The organism is Pseudomonas sp. Wu6, assembly GCF_019891515.1.
Taxonomy (GTDB): domain Bacteria; phylum Pseudomonadota; class Gammaproteobacteria; order Pseudomonadales; family Pseudomonadaceae; genus Aquipseudomonas; species Aquipseudomonas orientalis_A.
Genome location: NZ_JAFLXH010000006.1, coordinates 92,557 through 116,680 on the forward strand (window position 1 = coordinate 92,557; position 24,124 = coordinate 116,680).

At 62.7% G+C, this 24,124-nt stretch carries 26 protein-coding genes; 10 read left to right on the forward strand and 16 right to left on the reverse strand.

What is annotated here, in order from left to right:
* Both J1G34_RS05900 and J1G34_RS05905 read left to right on the forward strand, forming a co-directional pair.
* Entirely contained in the window at window positions 1-351 is a 351-nt protein-coding gene (locus tag J1G34_RS05900) for a type II toxin-antitoxin system RelE/ParE family toxin (RefSeq protein ID WP_065894987.1), read from the forward strand.
* Window positions 341-655, forward strand: a complete 315-nt coding sequence (locus J1G34_RS05905; RefSeq protein WP_065884946.1) for a helix-turn-helix domain-containing protein — start codon at window positions 341-343, stop codon at window positions 653-655. The genes J1G34_RS05900 and J1G34_RS05905 overlap by 11 nt, the downstream gene beginning before the upstream one ends.
* 227 nt (window positions 656-882) lie before the next feature.
* Here the strand turns inward: J1G34_RS05905 and J1G34_RS05910 are convergent, their stop codons facing one another.
* Entirely contained in the window at window positions 883-1,635 is a 753-nt protein-coding gene (locus J1G34_RS05910; protein ID WP_065894933.1) for an outer membrane beta-barrel protein, read from the reverse strand.
* Window positions 1,636-1,885: 250 nt separating this feature from the next.
* Here J1G34_RS05910 and J1G34_RS05915 point away from each other — a divergent pair, with 250 nt between their 5' ends.
* Window positions 1,886-2,122 (forward strand): DUF6555 family protein, encoded by a 237-nt coding sequence (locus J1G34_RS05915; protein WP_065884944.1) that lies wholly within the window; start codon window positions 1,886-1,888, stop codon window positions 2,120-2,122.
* 29 nt (window positions 2,123-2,151) lie between these two features.
* Here J1G34_RS05915 and J1G34_RS05920 read toward each other — a convergent pair whose 3' ends face one another.
* Window positions 2,152-2,346: a DUF6021 family protein gene (locus J1G34_RS05920; protein ID WP_065884943.1), complete on the reverse strand. Its 195-nt coding sequence runs from the start codon at window positions 2,344-2,346 to the stop codon at window positions 2,152-2,154.
* Between the two features lie 14 nt (window positions 2,347-2,360).
* On the reverse strand, window positions 2,361-2,540 hold the full coding sequence (locus J1G34_RS05925; protein WP_065894931.1) for a hypothetical protein: 180 nt from the start codon (window positions 2,538-2,540) through the stop codon (window positions 2,361-2,363).
* A 113-nt stretch (window positions 2,541-2,653) separates the two neighbouring features.
* Here J1G34_RS05925 and J1G34_RS05930 point away from each other — a divergent pair, with 113 nt between their 5' ends.
* Entirely contained in the window at window positions 2,654-3,175 is a 522-nt protein-coding gene (locus J1G34_RS05930; RefSeq protein ID WP_065936052.1) for a DUF3087 family protein, read from the forward strand.
* Window positions 3,176-3,202: 27 nt separating this feature from the next.
* Here the strand turns inward: J1G34_RS05930 and J1G34_RS05935 are convergent, their stop codons facing one another.
* The 3 genes from J1G34_RS05935 to J1G34_RS05945 form a co-directional block, all read right to left on the reverse strand.
* Window positions 3,203-4,567 carry an MFS transporter gene (locus J1G34_RS05935; RefSeq protein WP_065894929.1) on the reverse strand — a complete coding sequence of 455 codons (1,365 nt, stop codon included), beginning with the start codon at window positions 4,565-4,567 and terminating at the stop codon, window positions 3,203-3,205.
* 116 nt (window positions 4,568-4,683) lie between these two features.
* A complete protein-coding gene (locus tag J1G34_RS05940) occupies window positions 4,684-5,070 on the reverse strand; it encodes a hypothetical protein (protein ID WP_130138241.1) in 387 nt (128 codons plus the stop codon).
* Window positions 5,071-5,150: 80 nt separating this feature from the next.
* Window positions 5,151-6,026: a Dyp-type peroxidase gene (locus J1G34_RS05945; protein WP_065897542.1), complete on the reverse strand. Its 876-nt coding sequence runs from the start codon at window positions 6,024-6,026 to the stop codon at window positions 5,151-5,153.
* Between the two features lie 138 nt (window positions 6,027-6,164).
* Between J1G34_RS05945 and J1G34_RS05950 the strand changes: the two genes are divergently transcribed.
* Both J1G34_RS05950 and J1G34_RS05955 read left to right on the forward strand, forming a co-directional pair.
* Window positions 6,165-7,781, forward strand: a complete 1,617-nt coding sequence (locus tag J1G34_RS05950; protein ID WP_065894926.1) for an NADP-dependent glyceraldehyde-3-phosphate dehydrogenase — start codon at window positions 6,165-6,167, stop codon at window positions 7,779-7,781.
* A gap of 248 nt (window positions 7,782-8,029) precedes the next feature.
* On the forward strand, window positions 8,030-9,091 hold the full coding sequence (locus tag J1G34_RS05955) for an FUSC family protein (protein WP_065894925.1): 1,062 nt from the start codon (window positions 8,030-8,032) through the stop codon (window positions 9,089-9,091).
* 167 nt (window positions 9,092-9,258) lie between these two features.
* On the opposite strand, the gene J1G34_RS05960 is transcribed toward J1G34_RS05955, so the two are convergent.
* Window positions 9,259-10,011 carry a TetR/AcrR family transcriptional regulator gene (locus tag J1G34_RS05960; RefSeq protein ID WP_065894924.1) on the reverse strand — a complete coding sequence of 251 codons (753 nt, stop codon included), beginning with the start codon at window positions 10,009-10,011 and terminating at the stop codon, window positions 9,259-9,261.
* 355 nt (window positions 10,012-10,366) lie between these two features.
* Between J1G34_RS05960 and J1G34_RS05965 the strand changes: the two genes are divergently transcribed.
* The 4 genes from J1G34_RS05965 to J1G34_RS05980 are packed head-to-tail and all read left to right on the forward strand — an operon-like array spanning window position 10,367 to window position 14,978.
* Window positions 10,367-11,074 carry an ABC transporter ATP-binding protein gene (locus J1G34_RS05965; protein ID WP_065884933.1) on the forward strand — a complete coding sequence of 236 codons (708 nt, stop codon included), beginning with the start codon at window positions 10,367-10,369 and terminating at the stop codon, window positions 11,072-11,074.
* Window positions 11,071-12,270 (forward strand): ABC transporter permease, encoded by a 1,200-nt coding sequence (locus tag J1G34_RS05970; RefSeq protein WP_065936054.1) that lies wholly within the window; start codon window positions 11,071-11,073, stop codon window positions 12,268-12,270. Before J1G34_RS05965 ends, J1G34_RS05970 begins: the two co-directional genes overlap by 4 nt.
* Entirely contained in the window at window positions 12,263-13,741 is a 1,479-nt protein-coding gene (locus J1G34_RS05975) for a TolC family protein (RefSeq protein ID WP_065884931.1), read from the forward strand. The genes J1G34_RS05970 and J1G34_RS05975 overlap by 8 nt, the downstream gene beginning before the upstream one ends.
* Window positions 13,731-14,978 carry an efflux RND transporter periplasmic adaptor subunit gene (locus tag J1G34_RS05980; protein WP_065894922.1) on the forward strand — a complete coding sequence of 416 codons (1,248 nt, stop codon included), beginning with the start codon at window positions 13,731-13,733 and terminating at the stop codon, window positions 14,976-14,978. The genes J1G34_RS05975 and J1G34_RS05980 overlap by 11 nt, the downstream gene beginning before the upstream one ends.
* A 173-nt stretch (window positions 14,979-15,151) precedes the next feature.
* Here the strand turns inward: J1G34_RS05980 and J1G34_RS05985 are convergent, their stop codons facing one another.
* The 9 genes from J1G34_RS05985 to J1G34_RS06025 all read right to left on the reverse strand — a co-directional run bounded on the left by J1G34_RS05985 (window position 15,152) and on the right by J1G34_RS06025 (window position 24,122).
* Complete coding sequence (locus J1G34_RS05985) at window positions 15,152-16,546, reverse strand: FAD/NAD(P)-binding protein (protein ID WP_222993547.1); 1,395 nt, start codon at window positions 16,544-16,546, stop codon at window positions 15,152-15,154.
* A 12-nt stretch (window positions 16,547-16,558) separates the two neighbouring features.
* Window positions 16,559-17,326, reverse strand: a complete 768-nt coding sequence (locus J1G34_RS05990) for an ABC transporter ATP-binding protein (RefSeq protein WP_065894920.1) — start codon at window positions 17,324-17,326, stop codon at window positions 16,559-16,561.
* A 3-nt stretch (window positions 17,327-17,329) separates the two neighbouring features.
* Complete coding sequence (locus J1G34_RS05995; RefSeq protein WP_065884927.1) at window positions 17,330-18,670, reverse strand: ABC transporter substrate-binding protein; 1,341 nt, start codon at window positions 18,668-18,670, stop codon at window positions 17,330-17,332.
* A gap of 21 nt (window positions 18,671-18,691) precedes the next feature.
* Window positions 18,692-19,738, reverse strand: coding sequence for a branched-chain amino acid ABC transporter permease (locus J1G34_RS06000; RefSeq protein ID WP_065884926.1), 1,047 nt, complete (start codon window positions 19,736-19,738; stop codon window positions 18,692-18,694).
* Between the two features lie 4 nt (window positions 19,739-19,742).
* Window positions 19,743-20,624, reverse strand: coding sequence for a branched-chain amino acid ABC transporter permease (locus tag J1G34_RS06005; RefSeq protein WP_065884925.1), 882 nt, complete (start codon window positions 20,622-20,624; stop codon window positions 19,743-19,745).
* On the reverse strand, window positions 20,624-21,394 hold the full coding sequence (locus tag J1G34_RS06010) for an ABC transporter ATP-binding protein (protein WP_065897528.1): 771 nt from the start codon (window positions 21,392-21,394) through the stop codon (window positions 20,624-20,626). Before J1G34_RS06010 ends, J1G34_RS06005 begins: the two co-directional genes overlap by 1 nt.
* Complete coding sequence (locus J1G34_RS06015) at window positions 21,391-22,239, reverse strand: acyl-CoA synthetase (RefSeq protein WP_222993549.1); 849 nt, start codon at window positions 22,237-22,239, stop codon at window positions 21,391-21,393. Before J1G34_RS06015 ends, J1G34_RS06010 begins: the two co-directional genes overlap by 4 nt.
* Before the next feature lie 111 nt (window positions 22,240-22,350).
* Window positions 22,351-23,784: an LLM class flavin-dependent oxidoreductase gene (locus tag J1G34_RS06020; RefSeq protein WP_222993551.1), complete on the reverse strand. Its 1,434-nt coding sequence runs from the start codon at window positions 23,782-23,784 to the stop codon at window positions 22,351-22,353.
* Entirely contained in the window at window positions 23,784-24,122 is a 339-nt protein-coding gene (locus J1G34_RS06025; protein ID WP_065894914.1) for an acyl-CoA dehydrogenase, read from the reverse strand. Before J1G34_RS06025 ends, J1G34_RS06020 begins: the two co-directional genes overlap by 1 nt.
* Between the last annotated feature and the right edge of the window lie 2 nt (window positions 24,123-24,124).

Here is a 24,124-nt window from a genome sequence, read left to right on the forward strand (position 1 = left end):
ATGGATGCTCTATTTATCGAACTGCCGGCCTTCGAGCGGCATCGCAAGGACTATCTGAGTGACGAGCTTTTCCACGGTTTTCAACAGGAGTTGATGAAAAACCCGGAAGCAGGAGATGTGATCGAGGGAACGGGAGGGTTACGCAAGGTTCGCTTCGTCGATGAGCGACGAAACAAAGGTAAACGCGGTGGCCTGCGGGTCATTTACTACTGGTGGTCAGGCGGCACGCAATTCTGGTTATTCACCTTGTACGGCAAGCACGAACAGAGCGACCTGACACCACAACACAAGAAAGCCCTTAAATACATGCTGGACAGGGAAATCAAAGCGAGAACACACAATGAAACGTGAAATTTTTTCCGAACTGGTCGAAGGCTTCGATGCGCTGGCCGAAGAACGCCAGGGCAAGATCACCCTGCGTACTCATAAGGCGCAGCTCAACAAGCTCGACCCCCTCACCGCCGAAGAAGTGGTTGCAGTGCGCCAGCAACTCAACCTCTCGCGGTCGGTATTCGCCATGTACCTGCGTACCAACACCCGCACCCTGGAGAACTGGGAACAAGGCCGGGCCAAGCCCAATGCACAGGCTGTCACGTTGATACGACTGGTGGCGCGTTTTCCCGAAACCGTGGCGCAACTGGCGGCACTGGGCTGACCTGCAAACAGGCTCACATGATCGTTCCCACGCTCTGCGTGGGAATGCCACCCGGGACGCTCCGCGTCCTGCTTTAAGCGCAAGATCCGGCACTTGCGCAAGGGGGGCGCGGAGCGTCACGGGATGCTTTCCCACGCGGAGCGGGGGAACGATCAACTGGGCTGACCTGAAACAGCTGCAAAAAAAACGCCCCGAATGTTCGGGGCGTTTTTTATAGTGCAATAACGTCAGAACGCGATACCGACCTTCAAACCATACTCATCACGCTTGAGCTTGGTATTGTCGGCTACATAGGAATCATCATCGAGCTTGTATTCGGTGCGGGTGTAGTAAAGGCCCGCCATCACCGGCAGGTTACCCTTCTGGTTCATCAGCAGGCTGACTTCGGCGTAAGGGTTGGTGCGGTCCTTGAGGTCCACGCTGTCGCTGCCGACGCCGTCCACCTTGAGTTTGGCGCGGCCATCAATGGTATGACGGGCGCCGGCTTCAACGCGCAGGGTCATGTCATCGAACTGGTGGTTGTAACCCAGGGCAGCCTTGGCGAACGGCGACTTGTTGGTGAGCTTCAGGTCGTAGCCATTGGTGTCCGGCTCGTAACGCGTCCAGGTGTAGCCACCGCCGACAATCACGTCGACGAAATTGCGCGCATCCAGCGCGGCGCGCCAGCCGAGGTCGAGGTCGGCCTGGCCTTCCTTGAGCTTGTTGTCGCTCTTTTCGCCGTACTTGGCTTCGATACCGGCCTGGTAGATGAAGCCGGATTCGGCAGTGAGCTTATTGCCGAAGTTGTAGAACAGGCCCGCCTCGGGCATGTGGTCCTTGTCGCTTTCGCTACCGCCTTCGAGCTTGAAGTCGTTATAGCTGCCGAGGATCCCGAAGGTGGAAATCGGGTCGGTCGACGGTGCCGCGAACACCACGCCTGGTGCTGCCACCAGGGCCAGCCACGAGGTGTTCTTGAGGAAGTTTCCGAATAGTTTGGACATCGTTTACATCTCCATTTTTTGAGTGGGCAAAGTATTCAGGAATCAGTTCGAACCTTCGCATTTGCAAAAAGTTCGAACGAATATGCACCAACATGGAGAAAAAACGGTTCAGCGAAGGCTCTAGCTCAAGACTCTTGGCCATTGATGCGGACTGGATGCGTCACTACGCCGCGCGCCCGTGCGAATTGTCATTTTGAATGAACCTTTACGCGCGGCGGCCTATCCATCTATAACAAGACAGGGAGGCAACATGAGTACCGCAAAAATCTACACCATCAACTACCAGCTGCACGGTAAACCCAAGTCTTTTGTAGTGCGCGCCGAGGTGATGAACAGCACCGAAGCCTGGCACTGGGCGGCCGTCGACGCCGACATTGCGCACGTCAGCCGCATCGGCCGCGTGGGGCATGAGCAGGTGAAAAAGACCACTCGGCCCTGGGCGGAAAAATACGGCATCACCGATGTGAGCTGGAACCCTCCAAAATAAACAAAGCCCCGCACATTGCGGGGCCTGGTTTACTTCTTCAAGTCGCCCAACGGATCGTAGGGCGGCTTTTTTTCCGCTTGTTTTTGCTTGTCCAGCGGCGCGATGGCCGGGCCAATGGGATCGACCTGCGGGTCAGCCACATCCGGCGAGTCGGGATCGAATCCCAGCTCATCCTTGCCGGTGGCGTGTTCGTCAGAGCGCGGGCCGTTCGGGGGATTGCTCATACAGACCTCCTTGCTTACAGCGGGCGGGCTTTGTCGTGGAGGTTTTCCAGGTCGTGCTCGACCTGCTCCACGTCTTCGTTGTCCTGGCGCTCGGCCGGGTCGTTGGGGCGCAGCGCATCGTTATCGCGCTCCTCTTCACCGGGGGTGCGCTCAGGATTGGGCGTGCCAGGCGGCGGTTGCTTGTATTCGGACATGATGGCTTACCTCATGGTGACTTCAGAATTTAGAGGAAACACCGTTGGCCATCGTTCAACTTGATTGCGTGAAGCATGAGAAGATGCGCTCCCGTGCTGGAGACCTGACCCGAATGTTCGAACTCAAACCCTGTGACCCCGCCCTCTATCGACAACAAACCCGCCGCAGCACGCTGATCGTCGCCGTGGTATTCCTGGCCGTGGCCATGTTGTTGTCGAGCCTGGCGGTGATGCTGTTCGGTGAACCGGGGGGTGATAACGTGCGCTTCAACGTCGGTGGAGTGTTTGCCGGGGTGTTGATCACCGTCGCTCTGGTGCGCGGCCCCTTCTGGCGCCAGGCCTGGCTGGCACCGGCGGTATACGGCTGGCAGCTCAAGCGCAGCCTGATGAGCGTGACCAATGTGATGCACAAGGTCAGCGAACGGGTGCAGGCCGATGACCCGGACGCTATCAACGTGTTGCGCTTCTACCACTTGGCGCTGACACAGATGCATGCCCTGGATGCCAACTCCAGCGCCCAGGCGCAACTGGTGGATGAGGTCCAGGCGCACAAAGCCAGGATGCAGGCGCTGGGGATCGATACCGAACAAACCCGCCTCGATCCGGCTTGGCTGGAGAGCCTTAAAAACCGCTGAGCAGTGCGTGTGCGCCAGCCACAAGCGCTAAGCCGTTCGTTTATAGGGCAATAAACGCAGGCCACTGGCCACAGCACCGATCAGCGCAAACCCGCAACCCAGCCACAGTGCGCAGGCTGGGCCACTGTCCACGAACAGATGAAAACACAGGGCGACCAGCGAGGCGCCCAGTGTCTGGCCCAGCAACCGCGAGATCGCCACAATGCCACTGGCCCCGCCGCTGCGGGCCAGGGGTGCACTGGTCATCAGCGCCTTGAGATTGGGCGACTGGAAAAAGCCGAAGCCGGCGCCACACAAGGCCATGCGCCAGCCGATATCGAAGGCCGAGGCATCATTGCTCAAGGTCGCCAGCGCGGCCATGCCGACACTGAGCATCAACAAGCCAATACCGCACAGCAAACCCAGTGACACGCGGTCAGCCAGGCGTCCCGCGACCAGGGCCATGACCGCCACCACGGCAGGCCACGGCGTCATCAGAAAGCCGGTCTGCACCTGGCTGTGGCCCAGCGCCGACTGCAACAGGAACGGCAAGGCGACAAACGCCAGGCCCTGGGCACTGAAGGCACAGATCGCGGTCAACGATGACAACGCAAACAGCGGGCGCTTGAACAGGTCGATTGCCAGCATCGGCGCCGGATGCCCGGTCTCGCGGCGCAGCAGTAAAGCGCCGAACACCAGCGCCAGCGCGATCAGGCCCAGGGTCAGCGCGCCCTGTGCGCCATGCACGGCGGCGCCCAGACCCAGGACCAGCAAGGCGAACAAGCCGGCACATAACAGCGCCGCCAACCGATCAAACGCGTGCCCGGTGATCGGCAGCGTCGGTAACGAGCGCAGGCCCAGGCCGAGGGCCAGCAGCCCGAGTGGCACATTTATCAGGTACAGCCAATGCCAACTGGCCACTGAGAGAATCGCCGACGCGGCGGTGGGCCCGAGAGTGAACGCCAACCCCACCACCAGCGAGTTATAGCCCAGGCCACGCCCGAGCATTTTCGCGGGGTAGATATGCCTGAGCAACGCGGTGTTGACGCTCATCAGCGCGGCCGCCCCCAGGCCCTGAGCCACCCGCGCGGCGGTGAGGGTCAGCAGCGAATCGGCAAGCCCGCACAATAACGACGAGACAATGAACAGCAGCAACCCGCCGAGGTATACGCGGCGATGCCCCAGCACATCGCTCAACGAAGCAAACGGCAGCACGGTTGCGATAATCGCCAACTGATAGGCGTTGACCACCCAGATCACCGAGGCCGAGTCAGTACCGATGCCCTGGGCCAGTGTCGGCAAGGCGGTATTGACGATGGCAGTGTCCAGCGTCGCCATGCCGATGCCCAGGGAAAGGGCAATCACGGCCGGCAAGCGTTTATCGAGGGGCAGCCCATCGGCAACAGGAGACATGAACAATCCGCACAGGTGGCAAGGGTGCCTAGAGTACGGCCAGTGCGGATTTTTTTCAGCGTTCGTTGGCTTGCCTGTCAATCTTTTCATGTTGCCAAGGGCTGGCCCGGCCCGGCTCAATAAGTGATTTGCAGCGTGGTAATGGGCGGGTTCGGGCGGCAACGACAGGCTAACTGATCAGCCGCCATCTTCGGATTCCAGGGGCCGATCACGCCGTCGCGCTTGCCGTTGTCATCCACTGAATCCAGCGCCTTCATGACGTTGTCACGTTTGAGCAGCTCGCGGGCCAGTTGGGTTTCATTATCTTTCTGCGCGTCGCCGGTCAGCGAACGTCCCGCCACTTCACGGATTTTATCCGTGGTTGCGTTCGGGGTCGTCGGGTGCTTGAACGCCTGGAAGTTATCGCCAAATGCCTTGGCCAGGTCCGAGTCCGACATCGATGAGTAATCCTTCGGATTCGGACGCGCCGGTGAAACGTTCACGGAAATGCGTGAGACCATCATGATTGAGTGCTCCTGGAAGTGTGCCGAGGTCGCTGTTAAGTGGCCAGCGTCCTCAGGTCAGTTCCAGGGTTCGCACACCTTCAGAACGGCGTTGCCGGTGTGATCGCACTGAGGTCCAGACACCCTTCCTGCAAGGGCGGGCACCAATAGTAGCCACCGGTCAAGGGTGTGCTGATGCGATACAAACCATCGACAATCCCGTCTTCCAGCCCACTCATGCGGCGCAGTTGCGCTTCGAATGCGTCGAAGGAATGCCCGAACGCGAGAAACATCAGCCCCGCCTGGCCGTTCTCGGCCCATGGCATCGAACGACGCACCACGAACGCCTGCGGGGTGAAGCTTTCCTGGGCGGTGCGCTTGGTGTGGGCGGAATCGGGGGCGTCGTCGAGTTCTTCATTGTCGCCATGGCGACGGCCGATGATGTGGTCGCGCTCCTGGGCCGGTAGCGCGGCGAAACCGTCGAGGTCGTGCTGCCACTGCTGGAGGGCGGCGAAGCTGGCGCCGCTGTGGGTGAAGGCCGCTTCGACGGCCGCGTCATCGTGAGGGTTCTCGGTGCCGTCTTCGTAGTCGGTCAAGTCGAAACCGGTCTTGTAGCGAAAGCCTTCGGTCATCTGTACCAGACGCAACGCCGGCGCCAGGGCTTTTTCGAACGCGCGGCTGCGCAACAGCAATTCACCCCGGTCCACGCCATGCAACCACACCCACACAGCCTGCTGGGTGGACGGGTTGTGCGCGCCCGGGCCGCTGATGGCCGGGAAGCTGCGCAACCCTTCGATGCCTGCGCCCAGCGCGTCTACCAGGGGTTTACCGAAGCCGACCACCGCCGCTGAATCCGTCAACTGCACCAGCGCGTCCAGCGCAGCCGGCAAGGCATCCCGGGACTCGAGGGCAAAAAACAGATGGCGTGCCTGCAACGGCACCGGTGTGGCAAGAATGCCCGGCTGGTAGTGACTCATGTGAACTCCTTCAAGAAAGCCGCGCAGTTTATCCCGAAGCACCCGCCATGCGCAGGGGAAAGCGCGCAAGCCTTGCCACAGAGCCCTCGTATGGGTGACTCTCTAGTCAAGATTTGCAACTATTCCAGGGGTAGCGACATGACCACCAGCAACCTGCTCACGCAGCTGTTTCCTGCCTCCACCGCAGAGATTCCCGAACAATTTCGCCTGGCGGCGCCGATTGAACAACGTGATTACCTGGTCGATGGCCAGTTGCGGGTGTGGAACGGCCCGCTGGCCCGCGTGCAAAGCCCTGTGCAACTGGGTGACGAACGCGTGCACATCGGCAGCACGCCGCTGCTGGACGCCGAGACCGCCCTCACCGCCCTCGACGCCGCCGTGCGCGCCTATGACCGGGGCCAGGGTGAGTGGCCGACCCTGCGCGTGGCCGACCGCATCCGGCATGTGGAAGCCTTCCTGCGGCGCATGCGCGAACAGCGCGACGCGGTGGTCAAGCTGCTGATGTGGGAGATCGGCAAGAACCTCAAGGACTCACAGAAAGAGTTCGACCGCACCTGCGACTACATCACCGACACCATCAATGCCCTCAAGGAACTCGACCGCCGCAGCAGTCGCTTTGAGCTGGAGCAGGACACCCTTGGGCAAATCCGCCGCGTACCCCTGGGCGTGGCGCTGTGCATGGGGCCTTACAACTACCCGCTGAACGAGACGTTCACCACGCTGATCCCGGCGCTGATCATGGGCAACACCGTGGTGTTCAAGCCGGCCAAGCTCGGCGTGCTGTTGATCCGCCCGTTGCTGGAGGCGTTCCGCGACAGCTTCCCGGCCGGGGTGATCAACGTGATCTATGGCAGTGGCCGCGAAACCGTGAGCGCGCTGATGGCCAGCGGCAAGATCGACATCTTTGCGTTCATCGGCACCAACAAGGCCGCCAGCGCCCTGAAAAAACTGCACCCGAAACCCCACCGGCTGCGCGCCGCATTGGGCCTGGATGCGAAAAACCCGGGCATCGTGCTGCCCGAGGTCGATCTCGACAATGCGGTCAGCGAAGCGCTCACCGGCTCGCTGTCGTTCAACGGCCAGCGTTGCACGGCCTTGAAGATCCTGTTTGTGCATGAGGATGTGGTCGACCGTTTTATCGAAAAATTCAACGCCAGGCTGGCGACGCTCAAACCCGGCATGCCCTGGGATGACGGCGTGGCGCTGACCCCGCTGCCGGAAGTGGGCAAGGTGGATTACCTCAACGACCTGGTGGCCGATGCCGCGCAGCACGGCGCCCGGGTGGTGAACGCCGACGGCGGTGCGAGCCGTGGGTCATTCTTCTACCCGGCCGTGCTGTACCCGGTGAACCCGCAGATGCGCGTGTACCACGAAGAACAATTCGGCCCCGTGGTGCCGATCGTGCCCTACCGTGATCTGGAGACGGTGATCGACTACGTACTGGACTCGGACTTCGGCCAGCAATTGAGCCTGTTCGGCACCAACGCCGTGGAGATCGGACGGCTGGTGGATACCTTCGCCAACCAGGTTGGCCGGATCAATATCAACGCCCAGTGCCAGCGCGGGCCGGACACCTTCCCCTTCAACGGGCGCAAGAACTCGGCCGAGGGTACGTTGTCGGTACATGACGCGCTGCGCGTGTTCTCGATCCGCACCCTGGTGGCGACCAAGTTCCAGGAGAGCAACAAGGCGCTGCTCGGCGATATCCTGCGCAACCGTGACTCGAGCTTCATCAGCACCGACTACATCTTCTAAGATCACCTCGGTCAAATAGGTGGGAGGGGGCTTGCCCTGATGCCAGTCAGTTAGGACTTTTGTAGGAGCGAGCTTGCTCGCGAAAAACGTCAACGATAACGCGTGCTTTCTGAATGAACGCGGTGCCTGTGAGTTTTTCGCGAGCAAGCTCGCTCCTACAGACGGCTGTGTACGCTTCACTGACATTAGGGCAATCCCCTCTCACATTCGATCGGTTTGCCCTGACTAATGAGGCCCCCTTAATACCGATGAACCTGCCCATTTTTGCCCGGCGCCTGCTGCGCCCCCTGCTCGACCCTTACCGGCGCTATCGCCACGCCAAGCTGATCCACGCCGTGCGCGTGTCCATTGGCTTACTGGCGACGATCCTGCTGACCACCGGCCTCAACCTGCCCCATGGCGAATGGGCGTCGGTGACCATGCTGATCGTGATCGGCGGTTTGCAGCACCATGGCAATATCGGCAAGAAAGCCGTGGAGCGTGCGTACGGTACGCTGATCGGCGCCAGCGTCGGGTTGCTGCTGGTGGTGCAGAAAGCCTACTTCGGTCAGCCCTTCCTGACGTACCTGCTGATGTCGGCGGTGTGTGGGTTCTTTTCCTACCATGCCATCGGCAAGGGCGGCTATATCGCGCTGCTGTCGGCGATCACGGTGTTTATCGTGGCCGGGCACGGCGACAATCCGATTTCGGATGGCCTGTGGCGCACGGTCGACATCCTGATCGGCATCGCACTGGCCCTGGCGTTTTCCTTCGCCCTGCCGCTGTACGCGGTGTACTCGTGGCGCTACAACCTGGCCAGCGCCCTGCGCGATTGTGCGGCGATCTACAGCCGCATCATCAATGGCCAATCCGTCACCGACGATGAGCACCTCAAGCTGCTCAACCGCTTGAACGCGGCGATGCTGCAACTGCGCTCGCTGATGCCGTCGGTGTCCAAGGAAGTGCGGATCTCAATGACCGAGCTGGACAAACTCCAGCGGCACCTGCGCATGTGCATCAGCACCCTGGAAATTCTTGGCAATACCCGACCGGACCCACGCGATGAACACGCCAGCGCACGCATGCGCATGACGCTCAAGGCCGAGCACCGGCAGATCCGCGTTCAGTTGGTAGGCATGGCACGGGCGTTGAAATCAGGCGTCACGGAGCGTCTGGACCGCCCTCAACACACCAATGTTGTCCAGACACCATTGGATGCTCCCGTGTACAGTGCGCTTGACGGTTATCGATTGTTGACCGTGCAACTGGCGGCCAATGTGGATCAGATGCGGCAGCGACTGGCGAAAAGTGCCCCTCGCTGGAAAATTTAGCGTTCGTTATGGGCGTCAGTTTGTCTGCGTTAACGTATTCATACTTTCTCTTACATATTTTTCACGTTTTATTCACAAGCCAGGACGTAGTGTGAAGCCTCATCCGTTACAAACGTTGCATATCAAGCCCGCCGCCCCAGCGGGCTTTTTTTTGCCCTGGATTTGGCTTAGCGCGCAACCTTGGCGGCGGGTGCATTCGCCTGCTCACGAATCGCCCGCTGGGTCTCCAGCACTTTGGCCAACGCTATCTCGGCCTCGGCGCTTTGCTGCGGCACCCGAATCGCCGCCGACACCAGGGTAATCAGCTTGGCCATCACCTCGGCGTCCGTGGCCGGGCGGCCCAGGCTCATGGAGTTCATCAGCAGGCGCAATTCGGTGCCGGCCATCACCCCGGAAATCGCCTTGAGGGCAAATTGCAGGCGCACACCCAATTCGTTGCGCGGCAGGTCCGGCAGCGCCAGGGCAAACGCTTCGAAGAAACGCTGGAACACCGGCTGGTAATGGACCTTGAGGTATTCCTGGATAAAGGGCGAGGTGTCGCTATAGACCCGGCCCAGGAAGCGAATGAATGAACGCCCTTCCCCGCTGGCGGGATCGCTGCGCTCCATCCCCATGGCGGGGGCGAACAGCACACCGAGCAGCGTGTCGCAGTCGAGCGGGCCGTCAGCTTGGGCTTCACAACGCGCCAGCAATTCCAGGCGCTGCTCATTGAGCGGCTCGAGGCGCTGCATCAGCAGGGTTTTCATCAGGGAATCCTTGTCCCCGAAGTGGTAATTCACCGCAGCCAGGTTGACTTGGGCACGCTCGGTAATCTGCCGTAATAAAACGGCGTCATATCCGTACTTAATAAAGAGCGCCTCTGTCGCATCCAGCAGTCGAGTCTTGGTAATGTTTGGAGCGCTGAGTTTCTTCGCAGCCATAAGGGTTCCACGGGGGGGAAATATTGTTTTAAAAAATATTTTGATTTTTTATACCGGGGCCTTCGTTCGAAAGCAAGTAATGACACGGTGCCATATGCTTGAAAGCCTTCGCATACGGCGATGTCGGGGAAGTCCGACGGCCTTTTGCACACCGCGCAATGGGTTTGAAGCGCTTGTTTGAACGCATCAAACCGCTCTAAATCCACCGCTGGCGAAGCGCAATGAACGCGGTTACTATTCAAACAATCTTTTAAAAACAAGAAAATAATCAGTTCCCGACGGGCACTGGCGGCTTCCCGAGTTGTTACAAAGATTTACGGGACAGCACCGCACCGTTGAGACGGCAGGCGTAGTCATGATCACAGAGCCCTCCGCGCACCCCCACCTGATTTCCCTGCAGGGCATCGGCAAAAGCTACCAGCTTGCCGGGCAACACCTGTCCATTCTGAATGACGTGTGCCTGTCCATCGCCAGCGGGGACAGCTGCGGCATTCTCGGCGCGTCCGGCTCCGGCAAAAGCACCCTGCTCAATATCCTCGGGCTGCTGGACCTGCCCAACTGCGGCCAGTACCGCTTCGCCGGTCACGATATTTTCAACAGCAGTCCCGATGAACTGGCGGCGATCCGCAACCAGCAAATCGGTTTCGTGTTCCAGAGCTTCAACCTGCTGCCGCGCCTCAGCGCTCTGGACAACGTCGCCCTGCCCCTCAGTTACCGCGGCGTATCCCGCCATGAATCGGTGGAACAGGCCTTGCGCATGCTTGATCAGGTCGGCCTGGCCGAGCGCGCTCACCACCGCCCGGCCGACCTGTCCGGCGGCCAGCGCCAGCGTGTCGCCATCGCGCGGGCGCTGGTCGGCAAGCCCTCGGTAATCCTCGCCGACGAACCCACCGGCAACCTCGACAGCAGCACCGCCCAGGACATCATGGACCTGCTTCTGGCGCTCAATCGCGAGCAACAGGTGACGCTGATCATCGTCACCCACGATGCGCACATCGCCGAGCGGCTGGAGCGCAAGATCCTGGTGCGCAACGGCGTGGTGCACGAGGCCGAGCGCCTATGAGCCTGCGGGTCGAACAGAGTCTGAGCCAACTGCTGCATGAAGCGTTTATCAGCCTGCGTACCCTGGGCAAACGCTCGGTGCTGGCGCTGCTGGGTATCGTGATCGGCAGTTCGTCGGTGGTCGCCTTGATCAATATCGGCCATAACGCTGCGGTGGATGCCGCCATGATTTTCAAGGACATGGGCACCGACACCCTGGTCGTCCAGTTCCCGCCCAAAGGCAGCGCCAATGTGCCGATGCGCACCCGGCTCGACCTGGGCGCGGTGCGCCAGACCGTACCGGGCATTGCGCACATCGGCGCGCTCAGCCTGTTCAGCGGGCCCATTGTGTTCCATGGGCGCACCGCCAATGCCAACTTCGTCGGCAGCACCCCGGATGTGCAGGCCGCCATGCGCCTGGCGGTGCGTGAAGGGCGTTTCCTGTCGGCCTTCGATGCCAACCAGACCTATGCGGTGATCGGTGACCAGGTCGCCCAGGCCCTCGGCGTACCCGGAGAGCCGCTCAAAACGGGCGACCGCGTGCGCATCAACGACTACTTGTTCCTGATCATCGGCATCCTGCAGAACCAGCCACGCGCGATGCTGATGCCGGTGCAAGCCAATGAATCGCTGTTCATTCCCGCCGAGGGCATGCGGCGTATCTTTGCCAACCCGCAGATCAACAACCTGATCATCCGTGCCCGGCCAGGCCAGGATATGGAACGTGTGGCACGGGACGCCGCCGCCGCGTTGCAACCGCAACTGACCGAGCACAACGTCGACATCACGGTGCCCCAGCAAATGATCGATGGCATGACCCGCCAAAGCCGCACCTTCGCGTACCTGCTGCTGGCCCTCGGCGCGATTTCCCTGGTGGGCGGCGGTGTGGGGGTGATGAATGTGATGCTGATGAACGTGTCCGAGCGCCGTCGCGAGATCGGCATTCGCATGGCCCTGGGCGCTCGGCAACGGGATATCCGCAACCTGTTCCTGCTCGAAGCCGTCACCTTGACCGCCGTCGGCGCGCTGTGCGGCGCGGTACTCGGCATGACCGCCGCCTGGTTCTACGCCTGGCTGTCGGGCTGGGTGTTTGCCCTGGCGGTGGCCGCCCTGCCCCTGGGCGTGGGCAGCACATTGCTGGTGGGGTTGTTCTTTGGCATCTACCCGGCGGTCTCGGCCTCACGCCTGCAGCCGGTGGAGGCCTTGCGCGATGAGTAAATGGTTACTGCTGCTGGCGCTGCTCAGCCTGCCCGCCGGGGCCGCCGAGGTGGTGATCAAACCCTCGGCGCCCAGCACCACCCGCAGCGGCTATGATCGCGGCGTGTCGCTGAACGCCCAGGTGACCACCCTGACCCTGGGCGACGCCGTGTACCTGGGCCTGCGCAACAACCCGGCGATCCGCAGCGCCTACCTGCAGCGGGTCGCGCAGAAGTTCGACCTGCGGGTCGCCGAAGACGTGTTCAACCCCAAGCTCACCCTCAACAGTTACTACCGGGGCACACGCGGTTCCCAGGACAGCGCGCGCAACGCCAACCTGGCGCCGTCCACCAGCCTGCTCGGCGAATACGGCACCCGCCTGAGCATGGCCTGGACCCAGCAACTGAACAACGCCGACCGTGCCGGCCGTTACCGCAGCGACGGCCTTGACCTGGCCATCATCCAGCCGCTGATGCGTGGCGCCGGCTGGGACGCCACCACCGCGCCGCTGCGCCTGTCGCGCCTGGCGGAACAGGCCAACCGTCTCAACCTCAAGGCCACCGTGGCACAAACCATCAGCCAGATCATCGCCACCTACCGCGAGTTGCTGCGGGCCCAGGAGCAGCAGGTGATCGTGCAGGACGCGCTCAAGCGCTCCAACACCTTGCTGGAGGTGAACAAGGCGTTGATCAGTGCCGGGCGCATGGCCGAATTCGAGATCGTGCAGACCGAAGCCGACATCGCCACCCAGCAATTGGGCGTGGAGGAAGCGCAGAACCAGCTCGATACCAGTCGCCTGGCCCTGCTGCGCCTGCTGGCCCTGGACCTGTCCACACCGATTCGCGCCACCGAAGCGCTGGAAGCCCGGCCCATGGAAATCGACAAGCGCCAGGCGTTCAACCTCGCGCAAACCCAGCAACCGGAATACCTTGCGGCCCTGCTCGGCAGCCAGCGGGCCGACCTCAATCTGGTGATCGCCAAGGATTCGGGACGCTGGCAAGTGGACCTGGTGGCGGGCGCGAACCAGGTGCGCGACGCCAACGACAGCGATAATGGCCGCACCCATAACCGCAACTGGGACAGCTACGCCGGCGTGCAGGTGCAGATCCCCATCGGCGATATCAGCACGCGCCAGGCCGAAGTCAGGGCCCGGGTGGATGTCGAGGACCAGGAAATCCGTATCACCGACGCCCGCCAGGAACTCGAGCGCAGCGTCAACGATGTGGTGCGCGACCTTGGCACCCGCTGGCGCCAGTACGAGATCGCCCAGCGCGCCGTGGACCTGTCGCGGCGCAAGATCGAGATTGAACGGGAAAAACTCAGCGCCGGGCGCTCCACCAACTTCCAGGTGCTGAGTTTCGAAACTGACCTGCGCAACGCCGAAAACGCGCGGCTCAATGCGCTGATCGCTTATTTGAACGCTCAGACCCAGCTTGACTTGACGCTGGGCATGACCCTGGAAAGTTGGGAAATCGCCCTCAATGACTACTAATCGCAAACGCCTGCTGGGCGCGGTATTGATCCTGCTGGTGGCAGGCCTCGGGCTGGCCCTGCGCCCCTCGGCCGAAAGTCCGGCCGCCACCGGTGACCAGTGGCTGGCGGTGAAACCCGACCCGCTGGTGCATCAGATCGGCCTGGTGGGCAAGATCGAGCCCGACACCACCGTCACCCTCACCGCACCGTTCGACGGCAATGTACTGGTCAATCTGGTGGAGCAAGGCCAGCGCGTCGAGGCCGGCCAGGTGCTGTTGCGCATGGACCCGGCCACCCTCGAAGTGCAACTGCGCGACGCCCTATCGGCTCAGCTCAAGGCGCGACGCACCGTGCAGGAAATGCAGGACTGGGACAGCAGCGCCGCCGTCAGCCGCGCCCGGCGCAGCCTGCGCACTGCAGAAATGAACGCCGGCAACACCCGGCGCAAGCTCACCGAAAGCGAAAACCTGTTCAAGCGCGGCATCATTCCGCGCAACGAACTCGACGACCTCAAGCAACAGACCCAGCAGCAGCAACTGGACCTGGCAGCGGCGCGCAGTGAACTGCAACAGGCGCTGGAACAGGGCAAGGGCGAATACCGGCAGATCGCCGATATGGAGCTGACCAACGCCACGGTCAAATACGACGCCCTGCACAAGCTGCTCGAGGGCAAGGAGGTCAAGGCGCCCTTCTCCGGCATCGTCGTGCCCGCACCCGGCAACAGCACGGCCTCCCCAAGCGGCGCCAGCAACAACGCACCGGTACAAGCCGGCAGCAAGGTCAGCCAAGGCCAGGTGTTGTTTGGCCTGGCCAATATCGAACGCTTGAAAATCGTCGCCAAGGTCTCCGAACTGGACATCAATCAACTGCACCAGGGCCAGGCGGTGGAGGTGATGGGGGATGGTTTTGACGGTGAGCGGCTGACCGGTTCGGTGAGCGTGGTCAGCGGCCTGGCAATCGCCAATGACAGCCAGGGCAGCGCGCAATTTCCGGTAACGTTGTCGATCCCCAGCCTCACGGCGCAGCAATTGCAGCAAGTGCGCCTGGGAATGAGCGCGCGGTTGACCATTGTGACGTACAACAATGCGCAGGCGATTGTGGTGCCAAGCGAGGCGATCCAGGCGGACAACATCGTCGAGTACCGTGCGGCGATGGACCAGCCGGTGGAACGGGTGAAGGTGACAACCGGGCAATCGACGCCCCAGGGCGTTGAAGTGTTTGGCCTCAAGCCCGGACTGGTGAAAATTTCAAAATAAATGCAGATCCAAATGTGGGAGGGGGCAGGCTCTGATGCCAGTCTGTAGGAGCGAGCTTGCTCGCGAAAAACTCACAGGCACCGCGTTCATTCAGGAAGCACGCGTTATCGTTGATGTTTTTCGCGAGCAAGCTCGCTCCTACACTGGCATCAGAGCCTGCCCCCCTCCCACATTTAAATGTGTGTGAGCCTGGCGGCCAGCGCCTTGGCCTGGATCGCCACATCCGTCACCGCCGTACTCTCCCACCACATCCCGCGCAGCGGCGGGCCCATGGCGAACAGCCGCCCACTCACCTGGCCCTGGGCATCCAGCACCGCGCCTGAAGTGTCCGCCGCAATCCCCAGCGCCAACGGCCCAGGCTGGACCAACCCGCGCTTGAGCAATTGTTGCGGCAACGGCCGGGCCACGCGGCGCCAGTCGTATTCGATGCCGCTGGAGTTGATCAGCGCCGCGCCGGACACCTGTGTGAGGCTCTGCTCGCCGCGATAACGCACGCCAATGGTTACGCCGCTGGCCGAAGGTTCCAGCCCCTTGAACGACGCGGCGTGAATCCGCAACCGCCCCTGCGCGTGCAACCGCTCCACCAACTGCGCACTCAACGGCGGCGAACGGTGGTGATGACTCTCCCACCACGGCCGCACATGGCGCACGAACTGACGCTTCTCGCGTTCGCTCGCCTGGCTCCACAACCGGGCGATATGCACCCGGACCGTGTCCAGGGGCGCCTGCCAATCCACGCCCTGATCGAGCGCCCTGCGGCATTGGCGCCGCACTTCACGCAACAGTTGCCGAGGGCTGCGCAGCGTGTGATCAGCACCGAGAAAATCGTCCCAGCCCGGCGGCTGGCGGCGCACATGGGGCAACAGGCCATGGCGCGAGAACACCTCGATCGGCCCGCGATGCCCGGCGTGTTCCAGGGAGACCACGGCATCCACCATGGTCAACCCGGAGCCGATGATCAGCACGCTCGATTGCGGGTCGAGCCGGGTCATGGCCTGTACATCCCAGGGGTCCAGCGCCGCCGCGTTCACGCCGCTGGATTCGGTCTGCGGCGTACGCGCCGCCGGGAACATGCCGGTGGCCAATACGGCAAAGGCGCCCCGCAGGCGTTCGCCGTTATCCAGGGTCAACAGGACGCCGGCCGCGTCGATGTGCACGTCGACCGCCTCTGCACGGATATGCTCGACGGTGGATGCGGACAGCGCTTCGGCCTGCGCCAGGCGCTGCTGCACGTACAGGCCAAAAATGCCCCGTGGCGGGAACAGTTCGCTGATGGGCACCGGCTGTTGCGCCGACTCCGGCCACCCGCCGGCGCCAATGTAGTTGGTGAGCCATTGGGTCAGGTCATCGGCATTGTCCGGGTCGACACTCATGCGCGCCGCATTGCCGTTCAGGGTGTGACCCAGTTCGACGGCACTGTAGGCCTCGCCGCGCCCCAGTTGCGCACGCGGCTCGATCACCAGCAGGCGCCGCCTGCCCGGCAGGCGCAGCAGTTGCACCGCCAGCATCGTGCCGCTCAGGCCGCCGCCGATGATCAATACATCAGCGTTGCGGATCGATTCACTCATGCACCTTCGCCCTTACTGTTTGCCCAGATAAATGTCATGCAAGTCACCCCGTCCCAGCAGCTCGGCGGCGCTGCCACTCAACACCACTCGCCCAGTATCCAGCACGTAGCCCCGGGACGCATAGGTGAGCGCGACATTGATATTCTGTTCGGCGATCAAAAAGCTCACCTGTTGCTCGCGGTTGAGCTGCGCGATGATCGCGAAAATCTCCTGCACGATCATCGGCGCCAGGCCCATCGATGGCTCGTCGAGCAGCACCAGGGCCGGACGGGTCATCAACGCCCGGCCAATGGCGACCATTTGCTGCTCGCCACCGGAGGTCAGGCCGGCGCGGGTGTGGCGCTTGGTCTTGAGCCTGGGGAACCAGGTGTAGATGCGCTCCAGATCCTCAGCCAGCTCCCTGCGGCTCAGGCGCCGCACAAAGCCGCCGCTGCGCAGGTTGTCTTCCACCGTGAGCTGGCCGAACACATGCCGGCCTTCCAGCACATGCACCATGCCCTGGCGTACCCGTTGGCTGGGCTCAACGCCCGCCAGGTTCAGGCCTGCGTAGTCGATCCGGCCACGGCTGACTTCGGCGCGCTCGGCCCGCACCAGCCCGGAAATGGCCTTGAGGGTGGTGCTTTTGCCCGCGCCATTGGCGCCGAGCAACGCAACGATTGCGCCCTTGGGCACACTCAGCGACACCCCGGCCACCGCCAGGATCGCCCCGTCATAGATCACTTCGATGTCATCGACCGTCAGCAGCGCCGGGTGCCCGGGCTCAGTGGCAGGCTGGCTCATGGTTTATTCATCCCCGCTGCAGGTGCGCGGCGTCAGGTGCTTTTCCTTGGCGAACGCGGCGGATTTTTCATCGATCAGCGGCCGCAACAACGCCCGGTCGGCGGCGATCCAGTCGCTGATCAGTGTCCAGTTGGCACCGTCCCACTGCTGCACTCGCGCCGAACCGCCGCCTTCATGGTCGCGGCACGACAGCTTGAGGTTTTGCATCAGGCCCAGGTAGCCCATGTCCTTGAGACGCGCATCATCAATGTTCAGATGTTCGAGGCCCCAGCGCCCCTCTTCGCCATTGAGCGGGCGCTTGCCAAACTTGGCCTGGGCCGTGCGAATCGCCTCCACGGCCACGGCGGCGTTCACCAGGCCCGAGTTGTAGTAGACGCTGCCGAAATTCTTCAGGTCCTTGAGGTCGCTGTGGCCCTTGTCGAGGACCGACTGTTTGAGGCGCTTGTGGATCTCGAAGTCGCTGCCTGCCGGGTAGGGCGTGAGCGCCAGATAGCCTTTGGCGGCAGCACCGGCCGGCAGCACGTCTTCGCTGGAACTGGCCCAGATATCGCCGATGATATGGTCCACCGGGAAGCCGAAACGCGCCGCCGTCTTCACCGCCACCGGGGTGGACACGCCCCAGGTGCGCAGGAATACCCAGTCCGGATTGGCCTGGCGTACCTGGCGCCACTGCGCCGACTGCTCGTTGCCGGGGTCGGCCACCGGAATCTGGATATTCTCGAAGCCGTACTTGTCGGCGAGCAGCTTCAACGGGCCGAGGGTTTCGCGACCGTAGGCCGAGTCGTGATAGACCGTGGCGATCTTCTTGCCCTTGAGTTTGTCGAAGCCGCCTTCGCGCTCGGCAATGTAGTTCACCAGGGTCGAGGCCTCGCTGTAGAAAGTCAGCATCACCGGGAAGTTGTAGGGAAACACCGTGCCGTCGGTGGCTTCGGTGCGACCGTAACCGAGGGTGATCAGCGGAATCTTGTCCACTTCCGCCCGTTCACTCAGTGCATAGGCTGCCGGCGCGCCGTTGGGCTGGTAGACCGCGACCGGCGCGCCATCCAGGCCATTTTTGAAGCGCTCGTAGCATTCGATGCCCTTCTCCGCGGTCCACTCGGTCTCGCACTCCTGCCAGACCAGCTTCACGCCATTGATGCCGCCCTCGACTTCATTGATATAGCGCAGGTAGTCGATCATCCCGGCCCACACCTGCACGCCGCTTGAGGCATAGGCGCCGACCCGGTAGGTCGCCAGGGGAATGAATTGCTGGTCGGGCGAAGCCACGACCTGGGGCACAACACCGGCCAGGGCCACCAGCGCGAACGCGGTGCCGAGCAGGGAACGTTTCAAGGATGCAGGCATGGAAGTTCTCTTGAGCAAAGGTTAGAAACGCAGCGGCCACTGCCGCAGACGGTCACGCAGGGTGTGCAACAGGCGAATCAAGCCCTCGGGTTCCTTGATCAGGAACACGATGATCAACACGCCAAAAATGATTTTCTGCAGGTTCTGCAACTGCCCCGCGTCGACCGAGCCGCCGAACAGCGCCTGCCCGGCGTGGCTGAGCAGGATCGGCAGCAGGCTGATGAAGGCCGCGCCCACGAAGTTGCCGGCAATGCTGCCCATGCCCCCGATAATGATGATGAACAGGATCTGGAATGAGCGGTTGATATCGAAGCTGCTGGCGCTGGCCGTGCCCAGGTAGGCGAACGCCCACAACGCACCGGCAATGCCTAAGTAGAACGAGCTGACCGCGAACGCCAGGCGCTTGTAGCGCACCACCGGGATGCCGACCACGGCGGCGGCGGTGTCCATGTCGCGGATCGCCATCCAGTTGCGCCCGACCTGGCTGCGCACCAGGTTGACGGCGGTCCAGGTCAACAGCAGCACCGTGACCAGGGTCAGCCAGTAGCGGCCCAACGGCGTATTGAGGTCGTGACCCAACAGCGTCAGCTGCGGTGCGGAGATGGTCCCGGACGAACCATAGTTATAGAACCAGGGGAACTTGACGAACAGCCACTCGAGAAAGAACTGCGCCGCCAACGTCGTGACCATCAGGTAGAAGCCCTTGATCCGCGAACTGGGCAGGCCGAACAACAGGCCCACCAAGGCGCTGATAATCCCGCCGCCCAGCAGCGCCACCGGCAAGCCCAGCTCGGGCAGGCGCAGCAAAAACCCGTAGGTGGCGAACGCGCCCACCGCCATGAAGCCCGCCGCGCCCACCGACGTTTGCCCGGTGTAGCCGGTCAGCAGGTTCAAGCCCAACCCGGCCAGGGACAGCACCAGAAAGGGGATCAGGATCGCATTGAGCCAATAGTCGTTGCTCCACAGCGGCACCACGACAAAGGCCAGGGCCAGCAGACCGAGCAGGCCCCAGGGAACGCGGCGCTGTACCAGCAAGAGCGGCGCGGTTTGAACAATGGGAATCGACATGGTTTCAGACTCGCTCGATGGCACGCTCGCCGAACAGGCCGGCGGGACGGATATACAGGAAGGCCAACGCCAATACATAGGCGAACCACGGCGTGATACCGCCGCCGATCAACGGGCCGATGTACACCTCGGCGAGGTTCTCGGCGGCACCGACGATCAGCCCGCCGACAATCGCCCCGCCTATCGAGGTGAAGCCGCCGATAATCAACACCGGCAAGGCCTTGAGCACCACCAGCGATAACGAGAACTGCACCCCCTGGCGCGCGCCCCACAACAGCCCGGCGACCAACCCGACGATGCCGGCCGCCGCCCAGACGATCTGCCAGATCCGATTGAGGTTGATGCCGATGGACAGCGCCGCCGTGGTGTCATCCGCCACCGCGCGCAGCGACACACCGATGCGGGTCTTGTTGAACAGCAGCGCGAGGATGCTCACCAGCACCACCGCAGCCGCCGCAGCGATCAGGTCGAACTGGCTGAGCATCAGCGGGCCGACAAACAGCGGCACGTCGTCGATGCCCAGGTCCAGCGCACGGACCTGCGAGCCCATCAGGCCCTGGGCCAGGCCTTCGATGATGAACGACAGGCCCAGCGTGGCCATGAACAGGGTGATCTGCGAGCGGTTCACCAGCGGGCGCAGGACCAGCCGCTCGATGAGCAAGGCGCCGACGCTCATCACCACCACCGTCAGCAGCAGCGCCAGGGCAAACGGCACGCCCTGGTCGTGCAGGCTGACGAAGGTCAGCGCGGCAAACAGCAGCATCGCGCCCTGGGCAAAATTGAACACGCCGCTGGCCTTGTAGATCAGCACGAAGCCGATGGCGACCAGCGAGTACAGGGTGCCGGCGAGCAAACCGCCAAGCAGGGTTTCGAAGAAAGAGATCATCAATGCACCGCTCCCAGATAGGCCGCGATCACGTCGGGGTTGGCCTGTACCTGGGCCGGCGTGCCGTCGCCGACTTTGCGCCCGTAGTCGAGCACCACCACATGGTCGGACAGGCCCATGACCACGCCCATGTCGTGTTCGATCAACACCACGGTGGTACCCAGGTCGCGATTCACGTCGGCGACGAAGCGCGCCATGTCCTGTTTCTCTTCGGCGTTCATGCCGGCCATGGGTTCGTCGAGCAGCAACAGGCTGGGCCCGGCGATCAGCGCACGGCCCAACTCCACGCGCTTTTGCAGGCCATAGGACAGGTTGCCCACCAGCACATCGCGATGGGCTTGCAGCTCAAGAAACTCAAGGATGCCCTGCCCGCGCAGGCGAAACGCCTCGGCTTCACGCCGCGCGCGGGGCAGGCCGAGGGCCTGTTCGATCAGGTGGGTGCGCATATGCCGCGACAGGCCGGTGAGGACGTTGTCGAGCACGCTCATTTTCTTGAACAGCGCATTGTTCTGGAACGTACGGCCGATGCCTCTGCGGGCGGCGCCCAGCGGGTCGATCCGCTGCAAGTGTTGCGCCTCGAACACAATCTCACCGGCATCGAAACGGTAGACACCGTTGAGCACATTGAGCAACGAACTCTTGCCCGCGCCGTTGGGGCCGATCAGCGCGCAGATCTCGCCGCGCTGCACCTCGAACGACAGCGCATTGATCGCCTTGACGCCCTTGAACGACAGCGAAATATCGCGTACCTGCAAAATGGCCTGGCTCATGCAATGTCCCGTTTTAATTCGGCCAGCCAGGTGGGCTCGGCGGTGGTTTTAAGCGGCTGCCAGATATAGCCCAGGCGCTGAAACCCGAGCAGCTTGCGCACACGGTTTTTCAGCAACCGGCGCAGACCGCCCTGTGGATGGGCGATGGCCCATTCACACAGGCGTCGGCGCCAGGTGCCCTGGGCGGCGAGGCGGCTTTCGATCTCGTCGGCCAGGTGCTGCAAACGCTCGGGTGACAGCAGCAGGCCGGTGGGGGCGACTTCGCTGCGGTCGCGTCGCGCCGAGGCCAGGGTCTCCGGAAACGCCAGGCCGTGGCCGCTGTTGAGCCATTGCTCCAGCACCACGGCGAGACCGCCTTGCCACTGGGTGCCCTCCTCGCTCCACAACACGGTTTCAGCGCCGGGCTGCCACCAGCGTTGCAGGCGTTGCGCCGGGTCGGACGGGCCGAGCAGTTGAGCGAAGTCCACGCGCTGGGTGAATGCCCAATCGGCTTGCCGACCCTGGACGCAGGCGTGGCTGGGGTGGAGGCGCCAGAGCTGTTGCTCCAGGGCTGGCGGCTCCAGATTATCGGCCAGCGTCAGCACCTGCCCGCCCACGGATTGGGCAGCCAGCGCCAGCAACAGCAGGTTCGGCTCAAATGCGCCGCTGAGCGCCAGCCGCGACTGTTCGCTGAAGCCTTGCTGGCGCAAGCCATCAGTCGCGCGTTCGACGTCACGCAACACATCGATCCAGCGCCAGGCATGCCATTGGCCCTGGCGTTTGTGGCGCAGGGCAACCTGCAAGGGTGTGAGCTGCGCCCAGTGGTGCAGGCGTTCCAGGGCGGCTTTGGGTTCGGGCACGCTCATAGGGATGACTCCTATTGGATGTTTGAGCGTGCGGTGGTCCGCTGGCTGAAATGTTCAAAACGACACAGGGCAAATGTGGGAGGGGGCTTGCCCCCGATAGCGGTATGTCAGTTAAACCACTGTTGACTGACCCACCGCTATCGGGGGCAAGCCCCCTCCCACAAGGGTTTTGTGTGAACCGGACAGGTCGCGGTAGCCGGCGCCGGGGTGATTGGCGCCCAATCTCGGGCCCTCGCCAAACAGCTTCTCGCGCAACGTGCCCTGGGCGTATTCGGTCTTGTACACGCCACGCTTCTGCAGCTCCGGCACCAGCCACTCCACGGCGTCGACAAAGGTCTCGTGGGTCAGCGCATACGCCAGGTTGAAGCCGTCCACATCGGTCTCCTCGACCCACTCCTGCAGCAGGTCCGCCACCGTCTGCGGGCCGCCGACAAACAGCGGGCCGAAGCCGCCGATGCCAACCCAGTTGGCCAGTTCATTCGGCGTCCAGACCTTGTCGGGATCGGCCGTGGAAAAGGCTTCCACCGCCGACTGGATGGCGTTGGTGTGCACATGCTTGAGCGGCTCGTCGGGTTTGAACTGGCTGAAATCGATACCGGTCCAGCCGGAGATCAGCGCCATCGCGCCTTCGTAGCTGACATAGGACTTATAGTCATCGAACTTGGCCTTGGCCTGCGCGTCGGTCTCGCCGACGATCACCGTCTGCAGGTTGAAGATGAGGATTTTGCGCGGATCGCGCCCCGCCTCGGCCGCACGCCGGCGAATATCGGCGACGGTCTTTTTCAGCAGCACCTTGGACGGCGCCGCCACGAACACGCACTCGGCCTGTTCGGCGGCGAATTGCTTGCCACGGCTGGAGGCGCCGGCCTGGTACAGCACCGGCGTGCGCTGCGGCGAGGGTTCGCACAGGTGGATGCCGGGCACCTGGAAGTGTTTGCCCACATGGCGAATCTCGTGAATCTTGCGCGGGTCGCTGAACACCCGGCGCTCGCGATCACGTACTACCGCGCCCTCTTCCCAGCTGCCTTCCCAGAGTTTGTAGCAAACCTGCAGGTATTCCTCGGCATAGTCATAGCGCGCATCGTGTTCGGTCTGGGCTTTTTGCCCAAGGTTCCTGGCGCCGCTTTCCAGATAGGAGGTGACAATGTTCCAACCGACCCGGCCCTTGGTCAGGTGATCGAGGGTCGAGAGCCTGCGCGCGAACGGGTACGGATGCTCGAACGACAGCGACGCCGTCAGGCCGAACCCCAGGTGCTCGGTGACCAGGGCCATCGGTGCGATCAGCGACAGCGGATCATTGACCGGCACTTGTGTCGCCTGGCGGATCGCCGCGTCGCCATTGCCGTTGTAGACGTCGTAGATGCCCAGCACATCGGCGATGAACAGCCCGTCGAATTTGCCGCGCTCGAGGATCTTCGCCAGGTCCGTCCAGTATTCCAGGTCCTTGTACTGCCAGGAACGGTCCCGGGGGTGCGCCCACAAACCGGGCGACTGGTGGCCGACACAGTTCATGTCGAAGGCATTCAGGCGAATTTCGCGAGACATCAAAGCACTCCGTTGAGGTGGTAGTTGCCGACGATCCGGTATTTCACGCGCAGCGGGTCATCGAGCGGCGACGGCAGCGCGGTGCGGTGGCCGGTCAATTCGAACTGCGCATTGCTGGCGGCGATAAGGGCTTCGGCGGCGGCGATCTGTGCCTCGGTGACAGCCACCGGGCTCGGGTCGGTTTCGGCGCGCTCGAACAGGGCCGCAGCCACATCGACACGAATCTGTAAATCGCCGAAGCGGCTGATCACGTAAGGGTCGTCGCTGCGCTCGACAAAGCGGCGGGTGGTTTCCAGCAGTTGGCGTGCGTGGTTCAGTGTGTGGCTCAGTACGGTCATCG

Excerpts from the sequence above, each read along its gene's own strand:
- J1G34_RS05900 (WP_065894987.1), top strand. The coding sequence starts at position 1 with ATGGATGCTCTATTTATCGAACTGCCGGCCTTCGAGCGGCATCGCAAG.
- J1G34_RS05905 (WP_065884946.1), top strand. The coding sequence starts at position 341 with ATGAAACGTGAAATTTTTTCCGAACTGGTCGAAGGCTTCGATGCGCTG.
- J1G34_RS05910 (WP_065894933.1), bottom strand. The coding sequence starts at position 1,635 with ATGTCCAAACTATTCGGAAACTTCCTCAAGAACACCTCGTGGCTGGCC.
- J1G34_RS05915 (WP_065884944.1), top strand. The coding sequence starts at position 1,886 with ATGAGTACCGCAAAAATCTACACCATCAACTACCAGCTGCACGGTAAA.
- J1G34_RS05920 (WP_065884943.1), bottom strand. The coding sequence starts at position 2,346 with ATGAGCAATCCCCCGAACGGCCCGCGCTCTGACGAACACGCCACCGGC.
- J1G34_RS05925 (WP_065894931.1), bottom strand. The coding sequence starts at position 2,540 with ATGTCCGAATACAAGCAACCGCCGCCTGGCACGCCCAATCCTGAGCGC.
- J1G34_RS05930 (WP_065936052.1), top strand. The coding sequence starts at position 2,654 with ATGTTCGAACTCAAACCCTGTGACCCCGCCCTCTATCGACAACAAACC.
- J1G34_RS05935 (WP_065894929.1), bottom strand. The coding sequence starts at position 4,567 with ATGTCTCCTGTTGCCGATGGGCTGCCCCTCGATAAACGCTTGCCGGCC.
- J1G34_RS05940 (WP_130138241.1), bottom strand. The coding sequence starts at position 5,070 with ATGATGGTCTCACGCATTTCCGTGAACGTTTCACCGGCGCGTCCGAAT.
- J1G34_RS05945 (WP_065897542.1), bottom strand. The coding sequence starts at position 6,026 with ATGAGTCACTACCAGCCGGGCATTCTTGCCACACCGGTGCCGTTGCAG.
- J1G34_RS05950 (WP_065894926.1), top strand. The coding sequence starts at position 6,165 with ATGACCACCAGCAACCTGCTCACGCAGCTGTTTCCTGCCTCCACCGCA.
- J1G34_RS05955 (WP_065894925.1), top strand. The coding sequence starts at position 8,030 with ATGAACCTGCCCATTTTTGCCCGGCGCCTGCTGCGCCCCCTGCTCGAC.
- J1G34_RS05960 (WP_065894924.1), bottom strand. The coding sequence starts at position 10,011 with ATGGCTGCGAAGAAACTCAGCGCTCCAAACATTACCAAGACTCGACTG.
- J1G34_RS05965 (WP_065884933.1), top strand. The coding sequence starts at position 10,367 with ATGATCACAGAGCCCTCCGCGCACCCCCACCTGATTTCCCTGCAGGGC.
- J1G34_RS05970 (WP_065936054.1), top strand. The coding sequence starts at position 11,071 with ATGAGCCTGCGGGTCGAACAGAGTCTGAGCCAACTGCTGCATGAAGCG.
- J1G34_RS05975 (WP_065884931.1), top strand. The coding sequence starts at position 12,263 with ATGAGTAAATGGTTACTGCTGCTGGCGCTGCTCAGCCTGCCCGCCGGG.
- J1G34_RS05980 (WP_065894922.1), top strand. The coding sequence starts at position 13,731 with ATGACTACTAATCGCAAACGCCTGCTGGGCGCGGTATTGATCCTGCTG.
- J1G34_RS05985 (WP_222993547.1), bottom strand. The coding sequence starts at position 16,546 with ATGAGTGAATCGATCCGCAACGCTGATGTATTGATCATCGGCGGCGGC.
- J1G34_RS05990 (WP_065894920.1), bottom strand. The coding sequence starts at position 17,326 with ATGAGCCAGCCTGCCACTGAGCCCGGGCACCCGGCGCTGCTGACGGTC.
- J1G34_RS05995 (WP_065884927.1), bottom strand. The coding sequence starts at position 18,670 with ATGCCTGCATCCTTGAAACGTTCCCTGCTCGGCACCGCGTTCGCGCTG.
- J1G34_RS06000 (WP_065884926.1), bottom strand. The coding sequence starts at position 19,738 with ATGTCGATTCCCATTGTTCAAACCGCGCCGCTCTTGCTGGTACAGCGC.
- J1G34_RS06005 (WP_065884925.1), bottom strand. The coding sequence starts at position 20,624 with ATGATCTCTTTCTTCGAAACCCTGCTTGGCGGTTTGCTCGCCGGCACC.
- J1G34_RS06010 (WP_065897528.1), bottom strand. The coding sequence starts at position 21,394 with ATGAGCCAGGCCATTTTGCAGGTACGCGATATTTCGCTGTCGTTCAAG.
- J1G34_RS06015 (WP_222993549.1), bottom strand. The coding sequence starts at position 22,239 with ATGAGCGTGCCCGAACCCAAAGCCGCCCTGGAACGCCTGCACCACTGG.
- J1G34_RS06020 (WP_222993551.1), bottom strand. The coding sequence starts at position 23,784 with ATGTCTCGCGAAATTCGCCTGAATGCCTTCGACATGAACTGTGTCGGC.
- J1G34_RS06025 (WP_065894914.1), bottom strand. The coding sequence starts at position 24,122 with ATGACCGTACTGAGCCACACACTGAACCACGCACGCCAACTGCTGGAA.